The 18,210-nt window shown below is 49.8% G+C and carries 17 protein-coding genes and 1 tRNA gene; all 18 read left to right on the forward strand.

The window, feature by feature from the left end; translation table 11 throughout:
- Positions 1–103: 103 nt before the first annotated feature.
- The 18 genes from pnp (at position 104) to ACO0LN_RS00400 (ending at position 18,132) form a co-directional block, all read left to right on the forward strand.
- Positions 104–2,251 carry a polyribonucleotide nucleotidyltransferase gene (gene pnp, locus ACO0LN_RS00315; protein WP_422970439.1) on the forward strand — a complete coding sequence of 716 codons (2,148 nt, stop codon included), beginning with the start codon at positions 104–106 and terminating at the stop codon, positions 2,249–2,251.
- 125 nt (positions 2,252–2,376) lie between these two features.
- Entirely contained in the window at positions 2,377–3,357 is a 981-nt protein-coding gene (locus tag ACO0LN_RS00320; protein ID WP_422970764.1) for an NAD(P)H-quinone oxidoreductase, read from the forward strand.
- A gap of 189 nt (positions 3,358–3,546) precedes the next feature.
- Complete coding sequence (gene tpiA, locus ACO0LN_RS00325; protein WP_422970440.1) at positions 3,547–4,290, forward strand: triose-phosphate isomerase; 744 nt, start codon at positions 3,547–3,549, stop codon at positions 4,288–4,290.
- A 41-nt stretch (positions 4,291–4,331) separates the two neighbouring features.
- Positions 4,332–4,724 (forward strand): preprotein translocase subunit SecG, encoded by a 393-nt coding sequence (gene secG / locus ACO0LN_RS00330; RefSeq protein ID WP_422970441.1) that lies wholly within the window; start codon positions 4,332–4,334, stop codon positions 4,722–4,724.
- 85 nt (positions 4,725–4,809) lie between these two features.
- Positions 4,810–4,894 (forward strand) — tRNA-Leu (locus tag ACO0LN_RS00335).
- A 114-nt stretch (positions 4,895–5,008) separates the two neighbouring features.
- Complete coding sequence (locus tag ACO0LN_RS00340) at positions 5,009–5,368, forward strand: NADH-quinone oxidoreductase subunit A (RefSeq protein WP_110253971.1); 360 nt, start codon at positions 5,009–5,011, stop codon at positions 5,366–5,368.
- 6 nt (positions 5,369–5,374) lie between these two features.
- Positions 5,375–5,851, forward strand: a complete 477-nt coding sequence (locus tag ACO0LN_RS00345) for a NuoB/complex I 20 kDa subunit family protein (RefSeq protein WP_422970442.1) — start codon at positions 5,375–5,377, stop codon at positions 5,849–5,851.
- A 29-nt stretch (positions 5,852–5,880) separates the two neighbouring features.
- Complete coding sequence (locus tag ACO0LN_RS00350; protein ID WP_422970443.1) at positions 5,881–6,477, forward strand: NADH-quinone oxidoreductase subunit C; 597 nt, start codon at positions 5,881–5,883, stop codon at positions 6,475–6,477.
- The gene (locus ACO0LN_RS00355) at positions 6,477–7,730 is read left to right on the forward strand and encodes an NADH-quinone oxidoreductase subunit D (protein ID WP_422970444.1); all 1,254 of its coding nucleotides are present in this window, start codon (positions 6,477–6,479) and stop codon (positions 7,728–7,730) included. The genes ACO0LN_RS00350 and ACO0LN_RS00355 overlap by 1 nt, the downstream gene beginning before the upstream one ends.
- 37 nt (positions 7,731–7,767) lie before the next feature.
- Positions 7,768–8,253 (forward strand): NADH-quinone oxidoreductase subunit NuoE, encoded by a 486-nt coding sequence (gene nuoE, locus ACO0LN_RS00360; protein WP_162041813.1) that lies wholly within the window; start codon positions 7,768–7,770, stop codon positions 8,251–8,253.
- Positions 8,253–9,548, forward strand: a complete 1,296-nt coding sequence (nuoF, locus tag ACO0LN_RS00365; protein ID WP_422950385.1) for an NADH-quinone oxidoreductase subunit NuoF — start codon at positions 8,253–8,255, stop codon at positions 9,546–9,548. Before nuoE ends, nuoF begins: the two co-directional genes overlap by 1 nt.
- 32 nt (positions 9,549–9,580) lie before the next feature.
- Positions 9,581–11,887 (forward strand): NADH-quinone oxidoreductase subunit NuoG, encoded by a 2,307-nt coding sequence (gene nuoG, locus ACO0LN_RS00370; RefSeq protein WP_422970445.1) that lies wholly within the window; start codon positions 9,581–9,583, stop codon positions 11,885–11,887.
- The gene (gene nuoH / locus ACO0LN_RS00375; RefSeq protein WP_422950383.1) at positions 11,887–12,951 is read left to right on the forward strand and encodes an NADH-quinone oxidoreductase subunit NuoH; all 1,065 of its coding nucleotides are present in this window, start codon (positions 11,887–11,889) and stop codon (positions 12,949–12,951) included. Before nuoG ends, nuoH begins: the two co-directional genes overlap by 1 nt.
- A 12-nt stretch (positions 12,952–12,963) precedes the next feature.
- Entirely contained in the window at positions 12,964–13,452 is a 489-nt protein-coding gene (gene nuoI, locus ACO0LN_RS00380; protein WP_422950382.1) for an NADH-quinone oxidoreductase subunit NuoI, read from the forward strand.
- Positions 13,453–13,468: 16 nt separating this feature from the next.
- A complete protein-coding gene (locus ACO0LN_RS00385; protein ID WP_422970446.1) occupies positions 13,469–14,116 on the forward strand; it encodes an NADH-quinone oxidoreductase subunit J in 648 nt (215 codons plus the stop codon).
- Complete coding sequence (gene nuoK / locus ACO0LN_RS00390) at positions 14,117–14,431, forward strand: NADH-quinone oxidoreductase subunit NuoK (protein WP_162041807.1); 315 nt, start codon at positions 14,117–14,119, stop codon at positions 14,429–14,431.
- Positions 14,432–14,536: 105 nt separating this feature from the next.
- On the forward strand, positions 14,537–16,612 hold the full coding sequence (gene nuoL / locus ACO0LN_RS00395; protein WP_422970447.1) for an NADH-quinone oxidoreductase subunit L: 2,076 nt from the start codon (positions 14,537–14,539) through the stop codon (positions 16,610–16,612).
- Positions 16,613–16,638: 26 nt separating this feature from the next.
- Complete coding sequence (locus ACO0LN_RS00400) at positions 16,639–18,132, forward strand: NADH-quinone oxidoreductase subunit M (RefSeq protein ID WP_422970765.1); 1,494 nt, start codon at positions 16,639–16,641, stop codon at positions 18,130–18,132.
- Positions 18,133–18,210: the final 78 nt, after the last annotated feature.

Below are 18,210 nucleotides of genomic sequence, written 5' to 3' on the forward strand. Positions count from 1 at the left end.
ATGTAAATATTAAAAAACAGGCAAAAAGCAATCCAGGCGGATTGCTCGTGGTGAGGTGAACGACAGCGCCTGAAAATCTGTCGGCAAATAGAAAGGACACATTGTGTTTAATAAAATTACTAAAACCTTCCAATATGGTCAGCACCAGGTAACACTGGAAACCGGCGAAATCGCTCGCCAGGCATCGGGTGCAGTCCTGGTATCCATAGAAGATACCGTTGTATTGGCGACTGTCGTTGCCAAGAAAGATGCAAAACCAGGTCAGGATTTCTTTCCTCTGACCGTGGATTACATGGAAAAAACTTACGCTGCTGGCCGTATTCCTGGCGGTTTCTTCAAGCGTGAAGGTCGTCCATCAGAAAAAGAAACACTGACTTCCCGTTTGATCGATCGCCCAATTCGCCCTCTGTTCCCAGAAGGTTATCTGAACGAAGTTCAGGTCATCATTCATGTCTTGTCCGTCAATCCAGAAATCGACCCTGATATCGCTGCGATGATCGGTGCTTCTGCGGCGATTTCCGTTGCTGGCATCCCATTCAGTGGCCCTGTTGGTGCAGCGCGTGTTGGCTATATTGATGGCCAATATGTATTGAACCCAACTGCAACTCAACTGAAACAATCCAAGCTGGATCTGGTTGTTGCCGGTACTGAGCAAGCCGTGTTGATGGTTGAGTCTGAAGCGCAGCAATTGTCTGAAGAAATCATGCTGGGCGCGGTTGTTTATGGCCACACGCAAATGAAGGCTGTAATTGATGCGATTCATGAATTGGTGCGCGACGGTGGCAAGCCTGAAGTGCAATGGGCTCCTGCTGCAAAAAATGAGCCGCTGATCGCTGCTGTTACAGCAGTCGCAGAGCCTCTTTTGCGCGCTGCGTATCAAACCAAAGAAAAGCAAGCACGTACTGAGCAATTGAAGGCGGCAACTTCTTCTGTTGCTGCGGCACTGGCTGAGCAAGCTGCTGCCAAAGGCGAAGCTGCTCCTGATTCATCTGAAGTTGGCAATATCCTGTTTGATCTGGAAGCGAAAATCGTTCGTTCCCAAATCCTGGAAGGCGAGCCACGTATCGATGGTCGTGATACGCGCACTGTACGTCCTATCACTATCCGCACTGGCGTTCTGCCACGTACGCATGGTACAGCCCTGTTCACGCGTGGTGAAACTCAGGCTCTGGTGATTGCTACTCTGGGTACTGCCCGTGACGAGCAAAAAATTGATGCGCTGATGGGTGAATACTCTGACCGCTTCATGCTGCATTACAACATGCCTCCGTTCGCTACTGGCGAAACAGGCCGTGTTGGCACGCCTAAGCGTCGTGAAATCGGTCATGGCCGTCTGGCTAAACGCGCATTGCAAGCTGCTTTGCCTGATCCGGAAGATTTCAGCTACTCAGTCCGTCTGGTGTCTGAAATTACAGAATCCAATGGTTCTTCTTCCATGGCTTCCGTCTGCGGCGGCTGCCTGGCGTTGATGGATGCTGGCGTACCGATGAAGGCACACGTTGCTGGTATCGCCATGGGCCTGATCAAGGATGGTAACAAGTTTGCTGTTCTGACAGATATCCTCGGTGATGAAGATCACCTCGGCGACATGGACTTTAAAGTAGCTGGTACTGCAGAAGGCATCACTGCCCTGCAAATGGATATCAAAATCCAGGGTATCACTAAAGAAATCATGCAAGTCGCTCTGGCGCAAGCTAAAGAAGGCCGTATTCATATTCTGGGTAAAATGCAAGAAGCCGTACCTGTCGGCAAATCCGAATTGTCTGACTTCGCGCCACGTCTGATCACTGTCAAGATCAATCCTGAAAAAATCCGTGATGTGATCGGTAAGGGCGGTGCGGTGATCCGTGCCTTGACAGAAGAAACTGGCACGCAAATCGATATCAGCGATGAAGGTGTAGTTACCATCGCTTCTGTTGATGCAGCAGCTGGCCAGGAAGCCAAACGTCGTATCGAAGAACTGACGGCAGAAGTTGAAGTTGGTAAAATCTACGAAGGTACAGTCTTGAAATTGCTGGACTTCGGCGCGATCGTACAAATCATGCCAGGTAAAGACGGTTTGCTGCACATTAGCCAAATCGCCAATGAGCGCGTGAATGCAGTTGCTGACTACCTCAAAGAAGGTCAGCAAGTACGCGTAAAAGTGCTGGAAACTGATGACCGCGGTCGCTTCAAGTTGTCGATGAAAGCAGCAGCTTCTGAGTCTGAATCGCCAGCTCAGCCGCAACAACAGCAGCAACAGCAGCAGTAATAAATTCTAAGGTCTTCTGACCTTTCAGAGTTAAAAACGCCCGTCTCGCACGGGCGTTTTTTTATTGGCTTACAATTGCGTAATGTATCGCTGGACCCCTATAAAGGCTGAAGATGAAAACTGAAATGCGCGCAATTGAAATTACCCAATATGGCAAGCCTGAAGTCTTGCAGATTTGCAGCAGGCCTGTGCCAGTGCCGGGTAAGGGCGAACTATTAATCAAGGTTGCCGCGGCTGGCGTGAATCGCCCTGATGTCTTGCAGCGTCTTGGTTTTTATCCTGTGCCGCCAGGTGCTTCAGATTTGCCGGGCCTGGAAGTGGCCGGCGAAGTAGTCGGTGGTGATGTGCAGGGTAGTGGTTTTGAGTTGGGTGACCAGGTTTGCGCATTGGTGCAGGGCGGTGGCTATGCGGAGTATTGCGTGGCACCAGCGGGTCAGTGCTTGAATGTGCCTGCTGGGCTTTCCATGGTGGAGGCGGCTTCTCTGCCAGAAACCTATTTTACAGTCTGGAGTAATGTGTTTCAGCGCGCGCATCTGTCGCCGGGCGAAAGTTTTCTGGTGCAGGGTGGTACTTCGGGCATAGGTGTGGCAGCCATACAAATTGCCAAAGCGTTGGGGCATAGAGTGTTTGCCACGGCAGGCTCGGACGAAAAATGCAGGGCGACAGAAAAACTGGGTGCTGAGCGCGGCATCAATTACAAGACTGAAAATTTCGTCGAGGTCATCAAGGAGTTGACGGCAGGTAAGGGCGTCGATGTCATTCTGGATATGGTTGCGGGCTCCTATGTGCCAAAAGAAATCAATTGTCTGGCAGATGATGGCCGGTTGGCGATTATTGCCCTGCTAGGTGGTAATTCGGCGGAGCTTGATCTGGCGCAGGTCTTGCGCAGGCGTTTGACGGTGACGGGTTCGACACTGCGCCCGCGCTCTGTTGCTTTCAAGGCGAAAGTCGCGGCAGAGTTGCAAGAGCAAGTCTGGCCGCTGCTGGCATCAAAAGAAATAGTCCCCGTCATACATCAGGTTTTTCCTCTGGAGCAAGCTGCTCAGGCGCATGCCATGATGGAAGAAGGCTTGCATATCGGTAAAATCATGCTGGCTCTGGATTAGCTGTTGCTTGTTATTTTTCAATCAAACCTGTGTCTGGATGGGTTAATGTTTGTGGAATTGCCATATTGGTCATAAATTTGATGTGATTATGTCTTTATGGTAACTTCGGAATGTAAAAACTGGTCTTGCTGGTTTGACCCTGTCTGCGGCGAAGGCTACAATAGACGGTTCTTTATATTTTGGCTCACTATGCGACGCACCTTAATAGCCGGTAACTGGAAAATGAATGGTAGTTTTGCCGCCAACCGTTCGTTGTTGTCTGAAGTCAAGGCGGGTTTGCCTGCCAGTTTGCAGTGTGATGTGCTGGTTTGTTCTCCTGCACCTTACTTTGCGCAATGTGCGGAATTGTTGGGCGGTACTGCAGTAACCTGGGGTGCGCAAGATGTATCTGTGCATGCACATGGTGCTTACACGGGTGAAATTTCTGCTTCCATGTTGCAGGATTGTGCTTGTAAATATGCGATTGTCGGTCACTCTGAGCGCCGTGCTTATCATGCTGAAACAAATGAGCTGGTAGCGCACAAGGCGCAGCAATTGTTGAAGCATGGTGTTTTGCCTATCATTTGTGTGGGTGAGACTCTGGAGCAGCGCGAAAGTGGCCAGACGAATGCAGTTGTGGCGGCGCAGTTGAATGCGGTGCTGGATGTGCTGGATAGCCTTAATGGCCTGGTGATTGCCTATGAACCCGTCTGGGCTATAGGTACGGGTAAAACCGCAACACCTGAAATGGCGCAAGAAGTGCATCATTTCCTGCGTCAGCAAGTGGCCGATCGTGATGCGGGTGCGGCAGAAAAAGTGCAGATTTTGTATGGTGGTAGCATGAAGCCGGAAAATGCCAGGGAGTTGTTGGCAATGCCCGATATTGATGGTGGTTTGATTGGCGGGGCTGCACTGAAGTCACAGGACTTCCTTGCAATTATCGCTGCCAGTTAATTGGTTTATTGTAGTACTTAATTTTTACTTGGATGTTTTGAATGCAAACTTTACACACGTTGGTCATCGTTATTCAGATTCTGTCTGCATTGACAATTATTGGTCTGGTTTTATTGCAGCACGGTAAAGGTGCTGATATGGGAGCCTCTTTTGGCTCTGGCGCTTCTGGCAGTTTGTTTGGTGCAACCGGTTCTTCCAATTTCTTGTCCAAGGCAACGGGTATAGCTGCTGCAATATTTTTTGCGGCAACCCTGGGTCTGGCGGTATTCAGTACTGGTGCCCGCAAGCCTTCTGGTGGTGTCATGGAGGGCGTGACTGTAGTTCAGCCTGCGACAAATGCTGCGCCCGCAAGTGCTCCGGCAGCAGCTTCTGCTGCAGCTGCAACATCTGCACCGGCTTCTTCTGCTGGTCAAGCGGGGCAGATTCCAAAATAATTTGATTTTGCTCAGCAAAAAACATTGAATTGCTGCAATTGCGCGTTGAACAATGAGGCTATACATAGTAGAATGCTGGGCTTAAGCCGACGTGGTGAAATTGGTAGACACGCTATCTTGAGGGGGTAGTGGCGAAAGCTGTACGAGTTCGAGTCTCGTCGTCGGCACCAAAAAAATAAGGCCAGTTTTCTTTGCTGGCCCGGTCGAGGAAGTAGTCGTTTCTTGTGGTTTGATCTTAAGAAATGGCTTGCTTCAATCTGGCATTCAATTACAGGTAGCCTAACGTGAACCTCGAAAATTATTTCCCAGTTCTTCTCTTTATTCTGGTTGGTATCGCTGTAGGTGTGGTGCCGCAAATCCTGGGGCGTGTTCTTGCTCCATATAAACCGGATTCACAAAAAAATTCTGCTTACGAATGCGGTTTTGAGGCATTCGAAGATGCGCGCATGAAATTTGATGTGCGCTACTACCTGGTGGCGATTCTGTTTATTTTGTTCGATCTGGAAACGGCATTCTTCTTCCCTTGGGGCGTGGCAATGCGTGATCTGGGCTGGACAGGTTTTCTGATTATGCTCGGCTTCGTGCTCGAGTTCGGCGTTGGATTTTGGTACATCTGGAAAAAAGGCGCTCTGGATTGGGAGTGATGGATTATGGCAATTGAAGGTGTATTCAACGAAAACTTTTTGACGACGTCTGCTGATAAGCTGATCAACTGGACGCGCACTGGCTCCATGTGGCCTATGACCTTTGGTCTGGCTTGCTGTGCGGTAGAGATGATGCATGCTGGTGCGTCGCGCTATGATCTGGATCGTTTTGGGGTGGTGTTTCGTCCCTCGCCACGCCAGTCTGACGTCATGATTGTTGCCGGTACGCTGTGCAACAAGATGGCGCCTGCGTTGCGCAAGGTATATGACCAGATGGCAGAGCCGCGTTGGGTGATTTCCATGGGGTCTTGCGCCAATGGTGGTGGTTACTACCATTATTCGTATTCTGTCGTACGTGGTTGTGACCGTATTGTGCCAGTTGATATTTATGTGCCAGGTTGTCCGCCAACCGCTGAGGCGCTGATGTACGGCATCATACAGTTGCAAAACAAGATCAAACGTACCAATACCATTGCTCGTTAATCGCGCGATCGCTGGGGCAATAATAAATTATGACTACCAAATTGGAAAACCTTGAGGCGGCAGTAAAAAATGTCTTGGGTGAGCGTATTCTGGACTTGAAGAATGCGCTGGGTGAAATCACCATCGTGGTTTCTGCAACTGCTTATCTGGATGTGATGCGCACTTTGCGCGACCATGCAGAAACCAGTTTTGAAGAATTGATCGACCTCTGTGGAGTTGATTATTCTACTTATGGAGATGGTTTGTGGGAAGGTGCGCGTTTTGCTGCCGTTTCACATTTGCTGTCGATTAAGCATAACTGGCGTTTGCGTGTGCGCGTGTTTGCGCCGGATGATGAAATGCCAGTCGTGCCTTCGCTGATTGACATCTGGAATGCGGCTAACTGGTATGAACGCGAAGCGTTTGACCTGTTTGGTATTCTGTTTGATGGTCACAATGACTTGCGCCGTATTTTGACTGACTATGGTTTTATCGGTCATCCATTCCGTAAAGACTTTCCAGTTTCCGGCTATGTTGAAATGCGCTACGACGCAGATCAAAAGCGCGTTGTTTACCAGCCTGTTACGATAGATCCACGCGAAAATGTGCCGCGTGTGATTCGTGAAGAAAATTACGGGATGAAATAATGGCTGAGATTAAGAATTACACCCTGAACTTTGGTCCTCAGCATCCTGCTGCGCACGGTGTGTTGCGCCTGGTGCTGGAGCTTGATGGTGAAGTGATACAACGTGCAGATCCGCACATTGGTCTCTTGCATCGCGCGACTGAAAAACTGGCAGAGCAAAAAACCTATTTGCAGTCCGTGCCTTACATGGATCGCCTGGACTATGTATCCATGATGGCCAATGAACATGCGTATGTCATGGCCATCGAAAAAATGCTCGGCCTGGAAGTGCCTTTGCGTGCGCAGTATATCCGTGTCATGTTTGATGAAATCACGCGTCTGCTGAACCACTTGCTGTGGATAGGCGCGCATGCGCTGGACGTGGGGGCGATGGCGGTGTTTCTGTACGCATTCCGTGAACGTGAAGATCTGATGGATTGCTATGAAGCAGTCTCAGGCGCACGTTTGCATGCTGCTTACTATCGCCCAGGTGGTGTGTATCGTGATTTGCCGGACCAAATGCCTCAATTCACTGTATCGGCCTTGAAGAATGAAAAAGCGATGAAGTTGCTGAATGAAAACCGTCAGGGTTCCCTGCTGGATTTCATTGAAGACTTCACTAACCGTTTCCCAAAATATGTCGATGAATACGAAACACTGTTGACCGATAACCGTATCTGGAAACAGCGTCTGGTTGGTATCGGCGTAGTGTCGCCTGAGCGCGCCATGGCCATGGGTTTTAGTGGTCCTATGTTGCGTGGTTCCGGTATCGAATGGGATTTGCGCAAGAAGCAACCGTATGAAGTCTATGACTTACTGGATTTTGATATTCCAGTTGGTGTCAATGGTGACAGTTATGACCGCTATCTGGTGCGCGTGGAAGAAATGCGCCAGTCCAATCGCATCATCAAACAATGCGTAGAGTGGCTGAGAAATAATCAGGGTCCGGTAATTACTGATAACCACAAGGTTGCGCCCCCACATCGCGTGAACATGAAGTCGAATATGGAAGAACTCATCCATCACTTTAAACTGTTCACCGAAGGTTTCCATGTTCCTACCGGCGAAGCTTATGCCGCAGTTGAACATCCAAAAGGCGAGTTTGGTATTTACTTGATGTCCGATGGTGCTAACAAGCCTTATCGTCTGAAAATCCGTGCGCCAGGTTTCGCGCATTTGCAGGGTTTGGATGAAATGGCAAAAGGTCACATGATTGCTGATGCGGTAACGATCATCGGTACTCAGGATATTGTGTTTGGTGAGATTGACAGATAAAGCGGCGTCCTGAGGACGTCGAATCGAGGCATTAGCTATGGTGTTATCAGAGCAGGCATTTAAAAAAATTGATCGTGAACTTGCGAAGTTCCCGGCTGACCAGCGCCAGTCCGCTGTGATGGCCGCATTGGCTATTGCCCAGGATGAAACTGGCTGGGTATCCCCGGAAGTCATGCAGACTCTGGCTGACTACATCGGCATGCCGGCAGTAGCAGTGCAGGAAGTCGCGACTTTCTACAATATGTACAACACCAAGCCGGTGGGCAAGTTCAAGATTTCGGTCTGTACCAACCTGCCTTGCGCCTTGTCTGGTGGCGAACGTGCAGCACATCACCTGAAGCAAAAACTCGGTATCGATTACAGGGAAACCACGGCCGACGGCCAGTTCACCCTGGTTGAAGGTGAATGCATGGGGGCCTGCGGTGATGCACCTGTGATGTTGGTTAATAACAAGCGCATGTGCAGCTTCATGTCGAATGAAAAAATTGACGGTCTGGTCAATGAATTGAAAGAGGTTAAATAATGACGAGTCTGCATAATCGCCATATTAAGCCTTTGATACTGGCTGGCCTGGATGGCAAAAACTGGCATCTGCAAGATTACGTAGCTCGTGGCGGCTATGAATCCCTGAAGCGTATCCTCAATGAAAAAATCCCTCCTGAGCAAGTCATTGCTGAGTTGAAGGCTTCTTCCTTGCGTGGTCGCGGTGGTGCGGGTTTTCCTACTGGTTTGAAGTGGAGCTTCATGCCACGTCAGTTCCCTGGTCAAAAATATCTGGTCTGTAATACAGATGAGGGCGAGCCTGGTACATTCAAGGATCGTGACATCATCCGCTATAACCCGCATGCCCTGATCGAAGGTATGGCCATCGGAGCTTACGCCATGGGCATCACGGTGGGTTACAACTACATCCACGGCGAAATTTTTGCTGACTACGACCGTTTCGAAGAAGCGCTGGAAGAAGCACGTGCAGCCAATATGCTGGGCGACAAAATTGCCGGTTCTGAATTCAACTTTCAGTTGCATGCATTCCACGGTTATGGCGCCTACATCTGTGGCGAAGAAACAGCCTTGCTGGAATCGCTGGAAGGCAAGAAAGGGCAGCCACGCTTCAAGCCGCCTTTCCCGGCCAGCTTTGGTTTGTATGGCAAGCCAACCACGATCAATAACACAGAAACTTTTGCAGCCGTACCTTTTGTGCTGGCCATGGGCGGTGAGAAATACGCTGCACTGGGCAAGCCAAATAATGGTGGCACCAAGATTTTCTCCATGTCTGGCGACGTAGCAAAACCTGGCAACTACGAAGTACCTATGGGTACACCGTTTGCCACCTTGCTGGAACTCGCTGGTGGCATGCGTGACGGTAAAAAAATCAAGGCAGTGATCCCTGGTGGCTCATCCATGCCGGTATTGACTGGTGATGTGATGATGGCGACTGACATGGATTATGACTCCATCGCCAAGGCCGGTTCCATGCTGGGTTCTGGTGCTGTCATCGTCATGGATGAAACACGCTGCATGGTCAAGTCACTGTTGCGTCTGTCTTATTTCTATTTTGAAGAATCTTGTGGTCAGTGCACCCCTTGCCGTGAAGGTACCGGCTGGTTGTATCGCATGGTGCACAGGATAGAACATGGTCATGGCCGTCCGGATGATCTGGATATGCTGAACTCCATTGCTGACAATATTCAGGGCAAAACAATTTGTGCTCTGGGCGATGCAGCAGCGATGCCAGTACGCGCAATGATCAAGAATTTCCGCGAAGAATTTGAATATCACATCGAGCATAAGCATTGCTTGGTGCCCACTTACATGTAAGCCAGCTTCGGTTAGCACACTTAGAGTAGACCATGGTTGAAATCGAAATAGACGGCAAAAAAGTCGAAGTCCAAGAGGGCAGTATGGTGATGGATGCTGCCAATAAGCTTGGCACTTACATCCCGCATTTTTGCTATCACAAAAAATTATCTATTGCGGCCAACTGCCGCATGTGTCTGGTTGAGGTTGAAAAAGCACCTAAGCCTTTGCCTGCCTGCGCGACACCTGTCACGCCGGGCATGATCGTCCGTTCTTCCAGCGACAAGGCAGTAAAAGCACAAAAAGCAGTGATGGAATTCTTGCTCATTAACCATCCGCTGGATTGCCCTATCTGCGATCAGGGTGGCGAATGTCAACTGCAGGATCTGGCAGTTGGTTATGGTGGCACGGCATCCCGTTACGATGAAGAAAAACGCGTGGTATTCCATAAGGACGTAGGTCCTCTGGTATCCATGGAAGAAATGAGTCGCTGCATACACTGTACGCGCTGCGTTCGTTTTGGTCAGGAAATCGCTGGCGTCATGGAACTGGGCATGCTTAACCGTGGCGAACATTCTGAAATCACTTCTTTCGTTGGCAAAACGGTTGATTCCGAATTGTCAGGTAACATGATCGATCTGTGCCCGGTAGGCGCACTGACATCCAAGCCTTTCCGTTACTCTGCCCGTACCTGGGAATTGTCACGCCGTAAATCAGTCAGTGGTCATGATGGCCTGGGTTCTAACCTGATCGTTCAAGTCAAGAACCACAAGGTCATGCGCGTCGTGCCGCTGGAAAATGAAGAAATCAATGAATGCTGGATTTCTGACAAAGACCGTTTCTCTTACGAAGCCCTGAACAGCACAGAACGTCTGACCAAGCCCATGATCAAGCAGGGCGGCGTATGGCAGGAAACAGACTGGCAGACGGCATTGGAATATGTTGCGCATGGCCTGCGTAACGTCAAGCATGAGCATGGCGCTGATGCCATCGCCGCGGTTGCTGCACCAAGTTCTACTCTGGAAGAACTGACACTGTTGCAACGCGTTGTGCGTGGCCTGGGTTCAGATAATGTCGATTTCCGCCTGCGTCAGTCTGACTTCGCGCTGGATTCTTCTGTCAAGCCTTGGCTGGGTACCAGCATTGCCAGGTTTGGTCAGTTGAAAAACGTTTTCGTCATTGGTTCTTTCCTGCGTAAGGATCATCCTTTGCTGGCAGCGCGTCTGCGCCAGTCAGTAAAAATGGGTGCCAAACTCAGTATCCTGCATGCAACGAATGATGAATTGCTCATCAAGCTGGCGAATAATGCAATCGTAGCTCCATCGCTGTGGACAGCTTTCCTGGCTGAAGTTGCCGTTGCTATCGCAGCCAAAAAAGAAATCGCCAAACCAGCTGGTTTTGAAGCCGTACAAGCATCTGCCAAAGCAGAAGCGATTGCGGCCAGCCTGCTGGCTGGCAATGCAGGCGTATTCCTGGGTAACACAGCGTCTTACCATCCAGAAGCCTCGCAATTGCACGCACTGGCACAATGGATCGCTGAAAACGCAGGTTCAGAATTTGGTTATCTGACAGAAGCAGCAAATACAGTTGGTGGCTACCTGGCAAATGCGATTCCTGCCAATAATGCCAAGCCAGTATTCACTGAAGCCAAAAAAGCTTACATCGTTTTGCACGCCGAGCCTTTGCTTGACAGCGCACATCCGGTACAAGCCAAAACCGCTTTGGATAATGCTGAAATGGTCGTCGTCATGTCGCCATTTAAACACGGTGCTGAATATGCTGACGTCTTGCTGCCAGTTTCTCCTTATACAGAAACTTCCGGTACTTTCGTGAACTGCGAAGGCCGTGCACAAAGTTTCCACGGTGTGGTCAAGCCTCTGGGTGATACCCGTCCTGCATGGAAAGTCTTGCGCGTACTTGGGAATTTGCTGGGCCTGGAGAACTTTGATTTCGAGACAGCAGAAGCAGTGCGTGCAACAGTACTGATGCAAGCTGACCTGACTGCGCAATTGAACAACGCATCCAAGCTGGCTCCGGCAGTTCCTGCCAAGGCTGCTGCTGGCATGGAACGTATTGCTGACGTTGGTATTTACAGCACAGACGCTATCGTACGCCGTGCAGAATCCCTGCAACTGACAGCCGATGCGCGTGCACCGCAAGCATGGATCAGCTCTGCTGACGCCAGCAAGCTCGGCATCGCCGAAGGCGACATGGTCAGGCTGAGCAAAACAGGTTCTACCCTGATCCCTGTCGGAATCGATCGATCTCTGCCTGAAAATGTAGTCAGGATTGCTGCAGGTCATAGCCTGACAAGTAATCTGGACGGCATGTTCGGCGCGATCAAACTGGAGCGTGCATAATGAATTTGCTGCTCTCTATCCATGAATTTGGTCAGCACTACCTGGGCGCTTTTTGGATGCCTTTGTGGACGCTGCTCAAGATCGTCTGCATCACTTTGCCAGTGATGGGTTGTGTCGCCTACCTGACCTTGTGGGAACGCAAGATGATAGGCTGGATGCACATCCGTCTTGGCCCGAATCGCGTAGGTCCGGCAGGTTTACTGCAACCTATCGCTGACGCGCTGAAACTGCTGCTCAAAGAAATCATCATCCCGGCAAAAGCAAACAAAATCTTGTTCGTGCTGGCACCTATCATGACCATCATGCCAGCGCTGGCAGCCTGGTCGGTGATTCCCTTTGGCCCTGAAACTGTCTTGGCAAACGTCAATGCAGGTTTGCTGCTGATCATGGCAATCACCTCGATGGAAGTCTATGGCATCATCATCGCCGGTTGGGCATCAAACTCCAAGTATGCTTTCCTCGGTGCCATGCGTGCGTCTGCACAGATGGTGTCATATGAAATCGCCATGGGCTTTGTACTGGTTATCGTGCTGATGGTGTCCGGCAGTCTGAACATGACGGATATCGTCAATGCGCAAACCAAAGGTTTTGCAGCCAGCTATGGTTTCAACCTGTTTTCATGGAACTGGCTGCCATTGCTGCCTATGTTTGTGGTGTATGTGATTTCCGGTATTGCTGAAACCAACCGCCATCCGTTTGACGTGGTTGAGGGTGAATCCGAGATCGTTGCCGGTCACATGGTTGAATACTCCGGTATGTCTTTCGCCATGTTCTTCCTGGCTGAATACGCCAACATGATTTTGATCTCTGCCATGGCATCTTTGATGTTCCTTGGCGGCTGGTCAGCACCGTTCAGTTTCCTGGATTTTATCCCTGGCTGGATCTGGCTCGGTATCAAGACTTTTGTTGTGGTTTCCATGTTCATCTGGGCACGCGCATCTTTCCCACGCTATCGCTATGACCAGATCATGCGTTTGGGCTGGAAAGTATTTATCCCGCTGACTCTGGTGTATCTGGTGATCGTCGCAGCATGGATGCAAACTCCATGGAATATTTGGAAGTAAGAGGCTAAAAAAATGGAAGCAATCAAGGATTTTTTTGGCAGCCTGATGCTGCGCGAACTGATCAAGGGCCTCGCCCTGACAGGCCGCTATATGTTCGCCCGCAAGATCACGGTGCAATTTCCTGAGGAAAAAACACCACAGTCTCCACGTTTCCGTGGCCTGCATGCCTTGCGCCGCTACCCGAATGGGGAAGAGCGTTGCATCGCCTGTAAATTGTGTGAAGCAGTATGCCCTGCAATGGCCATCACGATCGAATCTGATCAGCGTGCTGACGGTACTCGCCGTACTACCCGTTATGACATCGACCTGACCAAGTGCATTTTCTGCGGCTTTTGCGAAGAATCCTGCCCGGTCGATTCCATCGTGGAAACCCATGTACTGGAATATCACGGTGAAAAACGCGGCGATCTGTATTTCACCAAAGAGATGTTGCTGGCTGTAGGTGATCGTTACGAGCCACAAATTGCAGCAGCGCGTGCCGCTGATGCCACATACCGCTAACTGGACCTGGTTCGATATGGAATTTACTACCGTTTTATTTTATGTTTTCGCAGCGATCATGATAGTCGCTGCGATCCAGGTGATTTCTGCACGTAACCCTGTGCATGCCGCCTTGTTTCTGGTCCTGACCTTCTTCAATGCCGCTGGTATCTGGATGTTGCTGAAGGCTGAATTCCTGGCCATCGTGCTGGTGCTGGTGTATGTCGGCGCGGTCATGGTGCTGTTCCTGTTTGTGGTGATGATGCTGGATATCAATCTCGACAAACTGAGAGAAGGTTTCTGGAGTCATTTCCCATTGGCTGCAGCAGTTGGCGTCATCATCGTGCTGGAAATGTCGGCAGTGTTGCTGCGCGGCTTTTTGCGCCCTGATAACCACACACCAGCAGCATCCGACAAGATAGGTAATACCAAGTATCTGGGTATAGAGATTTTCACGCATTACCAGTTCGCTTTTGAAGTTGCAGCAGCCATTCTGTTACTGGCTATCGTTGCTGCGGTTGCGTTGACTTTGCGTCGTCGTAAAGACAGCAAGTATTTTGATCCTGCTGCTGCGGTCAAAGTAAAAGCCAAGGACCGTATACGTATCGTCAGCATGAAAGCTGAATCCGAGCGCGCTGAGAATAATGCCACTGCTGCGGCAGCTACTGTGAATCCGGAGGCTTAAATGGCTTTGACTTTGAGTTTGACGCACTACCTGATTTTGGGCGCAATCCTGTTTGCGATTTCCATCGTCGGTATTTTCCTCAACCGTAAAAACATCATTGTCTTGCTGATGGCAATTGAATTGATGTTGCTGGCGGTGAATATCAATTTCATCGCATTCTCCCATTATCTGGGTGATGCAGCAGGGCAGGTATTCGTGTTCTTCATACTTACCGTTGCTGCTGCTGAGTCAGCAATAGGTCTGGCGATCCTGGTGGTCTTGTTCCGTAATCTGGATACCATCAATGTCGAAGATCTGGATGCATTAAAAGGTTAATCAGGTTAATGGTGCGGATTGCCGCCTGCTGCGGCAGTCTGGTAGTCCGGTAGTCCGGTATCGGCTGGCGATTTAGAAAAGTAATAAAGCTAACAAAGGGTCATCATGGCGGGGCAACTTAACCCACAATTATTATTGGCAGTACCACTTGCGCCTCTGGTCGGGTCTGCTATTGCAGGTCTGCTAGGAACGAAGTTTTTCGGCAATGTGGTTGGCCGCAAGGTATCCCATACAGTCACCATACTTGGTGTGCTGATTGCATTGATCATCTCCTGCATGACCTTGTCTGCCGTGATGGATGGCGCAACCTATAACGAGACCCTGTATCAATGGATGAAGGTCGGCAACATGAAGCTGGAAGTCGGCTTCATGGTCGATAGCCTGACAGCCATGATGATGTGCGTCGTGACCTTTGTGTCGCTGATGGTGCATATCTACACAATTGGCTATATGGCAGAAGACGAGGGCTATAACCGCTTCTTCTCATACATCTCCCTGTTTACCTTCGCCATGCTGATGCTGGTCATGAGTAACAATTTCCTGCAATTGTTCTTTGGCTGGGAAGCTGTGGGTCTGGTGTCTTATTTGCTGATCGGTTTCTGGTACACCAAACCAACGGCAATCTACGCTAACATGAAAGCCTTTTTGGTCAACCGTGTCGGTGACTTTGGTTTCATCCTGGGTATAGGCTTGCTGGTCGCCAATACCGGTTCCATGAACTATGTTGAAGTATTCGCCAAGAAAAATGAGCTGGCAGCCATGTTGCTGCCGCATACAGACTGGATGCTCATTACTGTTGCCTGTATCTGTCTGTTCATCGGCGCGATGGGTAAGTCTGCACAATTTCCTCTGCATGTCTGGTTGCCAGATTCGATGGAAGGTCCCACCCCGATTTCTGCACTGATCCACGCGGCGACCATGGTTACTGCGGGTATCTTCATGGTGTCACGCATGTCACCATTGTTTGAATTGTCTGACACTGCCTTGTCCTTCATCCTGGTGATAGGCGCGATTACTGCGCTGTTCATGGGTTTCATGGGCATCATCCAGAACGATATCAAGCGCGTCGTGGCTTACTCTACATTGTCACAACTGGGTTATATGACAGTGGCACTCGGTGCTTCTGCCTACTCGGTTGCGGTATTCCATCTGATGACACATGCTTTCTTTAAAGCGCTGTTGTTCCTTGGTGCCGGTTCTGTGATTATTGGTATGCACCATGATCAGGATATCCGCAACATGGGTGGCTTGAGAAAATACATGCCTATCACCTGGCTGACTTCCCTTGCTGGTTCTCTGGCATTGATAGGTACGCCTTTCCTTTCCGGTTTCTACTCCAAGGACAGTATCATCGAAGCAGTGCAGGCCAGCCATTTACCAGGCGCCGGTTTTGCCCAGTTTGCTGTGCTGGCAGGTGTGTTCGTAACAGCTTTCTATTCTTTCCGTATGTATTTCCTGGTCTTCCACGGCAAGGAAAACTTTGGCAAGGCGCATGCGCATGATCATCACGATGATCATAAAACTGCACACAAAGACGACCACCATGCTGCCGATGATCATCATGACGACCATCACCATGGTCTGGCTCCTGGTCAAAAACCACATGAGTCGCCATTAGTTGTCTGGTTGCCTCTGGTTCTGTTGGCGATTCCTTCGCTGTTTATCGGTGCGATTGCAATTGAGCCTATGTTGTTTGGTGGCTTCTTCAAGAACGTCATTTTTGTCAATGAAGCACATCACGCGATGGAAGAACTGCACCACGAATTCCACGGCGCTGGTGCGATGGGTCTGCATTCCTTCATGACGCCACCATTCTGGCTTGCGCTGGCAGGTGTGGTAACAGCCTATGTGTTCTACATGGTCAAACCTGGAATCCCTGCAGCGATCAAGAAGGCAGTCAGCCCACTGTACACCTTACTTGAAAATAAATACTACATGGACCGCTTTAACGAAATCGTATTCGCCGGTGGCGCACGTGTACTCGGTGGTGGCTTGTGGAATATTGGTGACAAAGGCCTCATCGATGGCCTGGTAGTTAACGGCAGCGCAAAACTGGTTGGCTGGGTCTCCAAACTGATACGCCATTTGCAGAGTGGTTATATCTATCACTATGCATTTGTGATGATACTCGGCGTGATGGGTTTCCTGGCTTATACAGTGCTGTTTCCCTTTGCTAAATAAGTGACCACGGCTATAAAAAGATAATTATTATGCAGTCAACTTCTACTCTACTTAGCCTTTCGATCTGGTTACCGATAGCTTTCGGTATCTTCATACTGGCATTCGGGCGCGATAACAATCCAGCCCTGGTGCGCGGTGTTGCGCTGATCGGTTCTATCTGCAGCTTTATCGTGACGCTGCCTTTGATCAAGCTTTTTGACAATACTGCGCACGGTATGCAGTTTGTTGAAAAGTATAGCTGGATAGAACGCTTTAATGTGTTCTATGCACTGGGCATAGACGGTATATCTTTGTGGCTGGTGCCTCTGACAGCTTTCATCACCGTGATCGTGGTCATCGCCGCCTGGGAAGTCATAGAAAAACAGGTTTCCCAATACATGGGTGCTTTCCTGATCTTGTCAGGTTTGATGATAGGCGTGTTCTGTGCGACTGACGGCATGTTGTTCTATGTCTTCTTTGAAGCCACGCTGATCCCTATGTACATCATCGTTGGTGTCTGGGGTGGCCCGAACCGTGTGTATGCTGCATTCAAGTTTTTCCTGTATACATTGATGGGTTCTCTGCTGACGCTGATAGCCATTATCTATCTATACCTGAAAGCAGGTCATTCGTTTGATATTCTGGTTTGGCATAAACTGCCTTTGCCGCTGACTACCCAGATCATGATTTTCTGCGCCTTCCTGATGGCGTTTGCAGTTAAGGTTCCTATGTGGCCAGTACATACATGGTTGCCAGATGCTCACGTTGAAGCGCCGACTGGTGGTTCTGTCGTGTTGGCAGCCATCATGTTGAAACTGGGTGCTTATGGCTTCCTGCGTTTCTCTTTGCCTATCGCACCTGACGCCAGCCATTACATGGCAGGTTTCATGATCACGCTGTCGCTGATCGCCGTTATTTATATCGGCCTGGTGGCACTGGTACAAAAAGACATGAAAAAGCTGGTGGCGTATTCTTCGATTGCGCACATGGGCTTTGTGACTCTGGGCTTCTTCATGTTCAACGACATGTCAGTGCAGGGCTCTATCGTACAAATGATTTCTCACGGCTTTATCTCTGGCGCGATGTTCCTGTGTATTGGCGTCTTGTATGACCGCGTACATTCCCGTGAAATTGCTGACTACGGTGGTGTGGTCAATACCATGCCTAAATTTGCTGCCCTGTTCGTGTTGTTCTCCATGGCTAACTGCGGCTTGCCGGCAACTTCCGGTTTCGTTGGCGAATTTATGGTCATCCTGGGTGCGGTGCAGTTTAATTTCTGGATAGGCATGCTGGCAGCAACGGCTCTGATTTTTGGTGCAGCTTACTCTTTGTGGATGGTCAAGCGCGTTGTGTTTGGCAATATCACGAATGAACATGTAGCCCACCTGAGCGACTTGAACAAACGTGAATTCTTCATGCTGGGTGTGTTGGCAATAGCGGTATTGGTGATGGGTTTGTATCCAGCACCATTTACAGATGCAATGCAGGTGTCGGTAGCTGATCTGTTGCGACATGTGGCAGTCCCTAAGCTGATACCTTGACCGGGAATTTGGATACGCAAGCCACGGCAGTCTGCATCAGATAGTCGTGGCAGCAGATCAATGCTAGTAAAAATTGAA

The sequence above is a fragment of the Undibacterium sp. TC9W genome (assembly GCF_049339865.1).
In the GTDB taxonomy this organism is placed as follows: domain Bacteria; phylum Pseudomonadota; class Gammaproteobacteria; order Burkholderiales; family Burkholderiaceae_D; genus Undibacterium.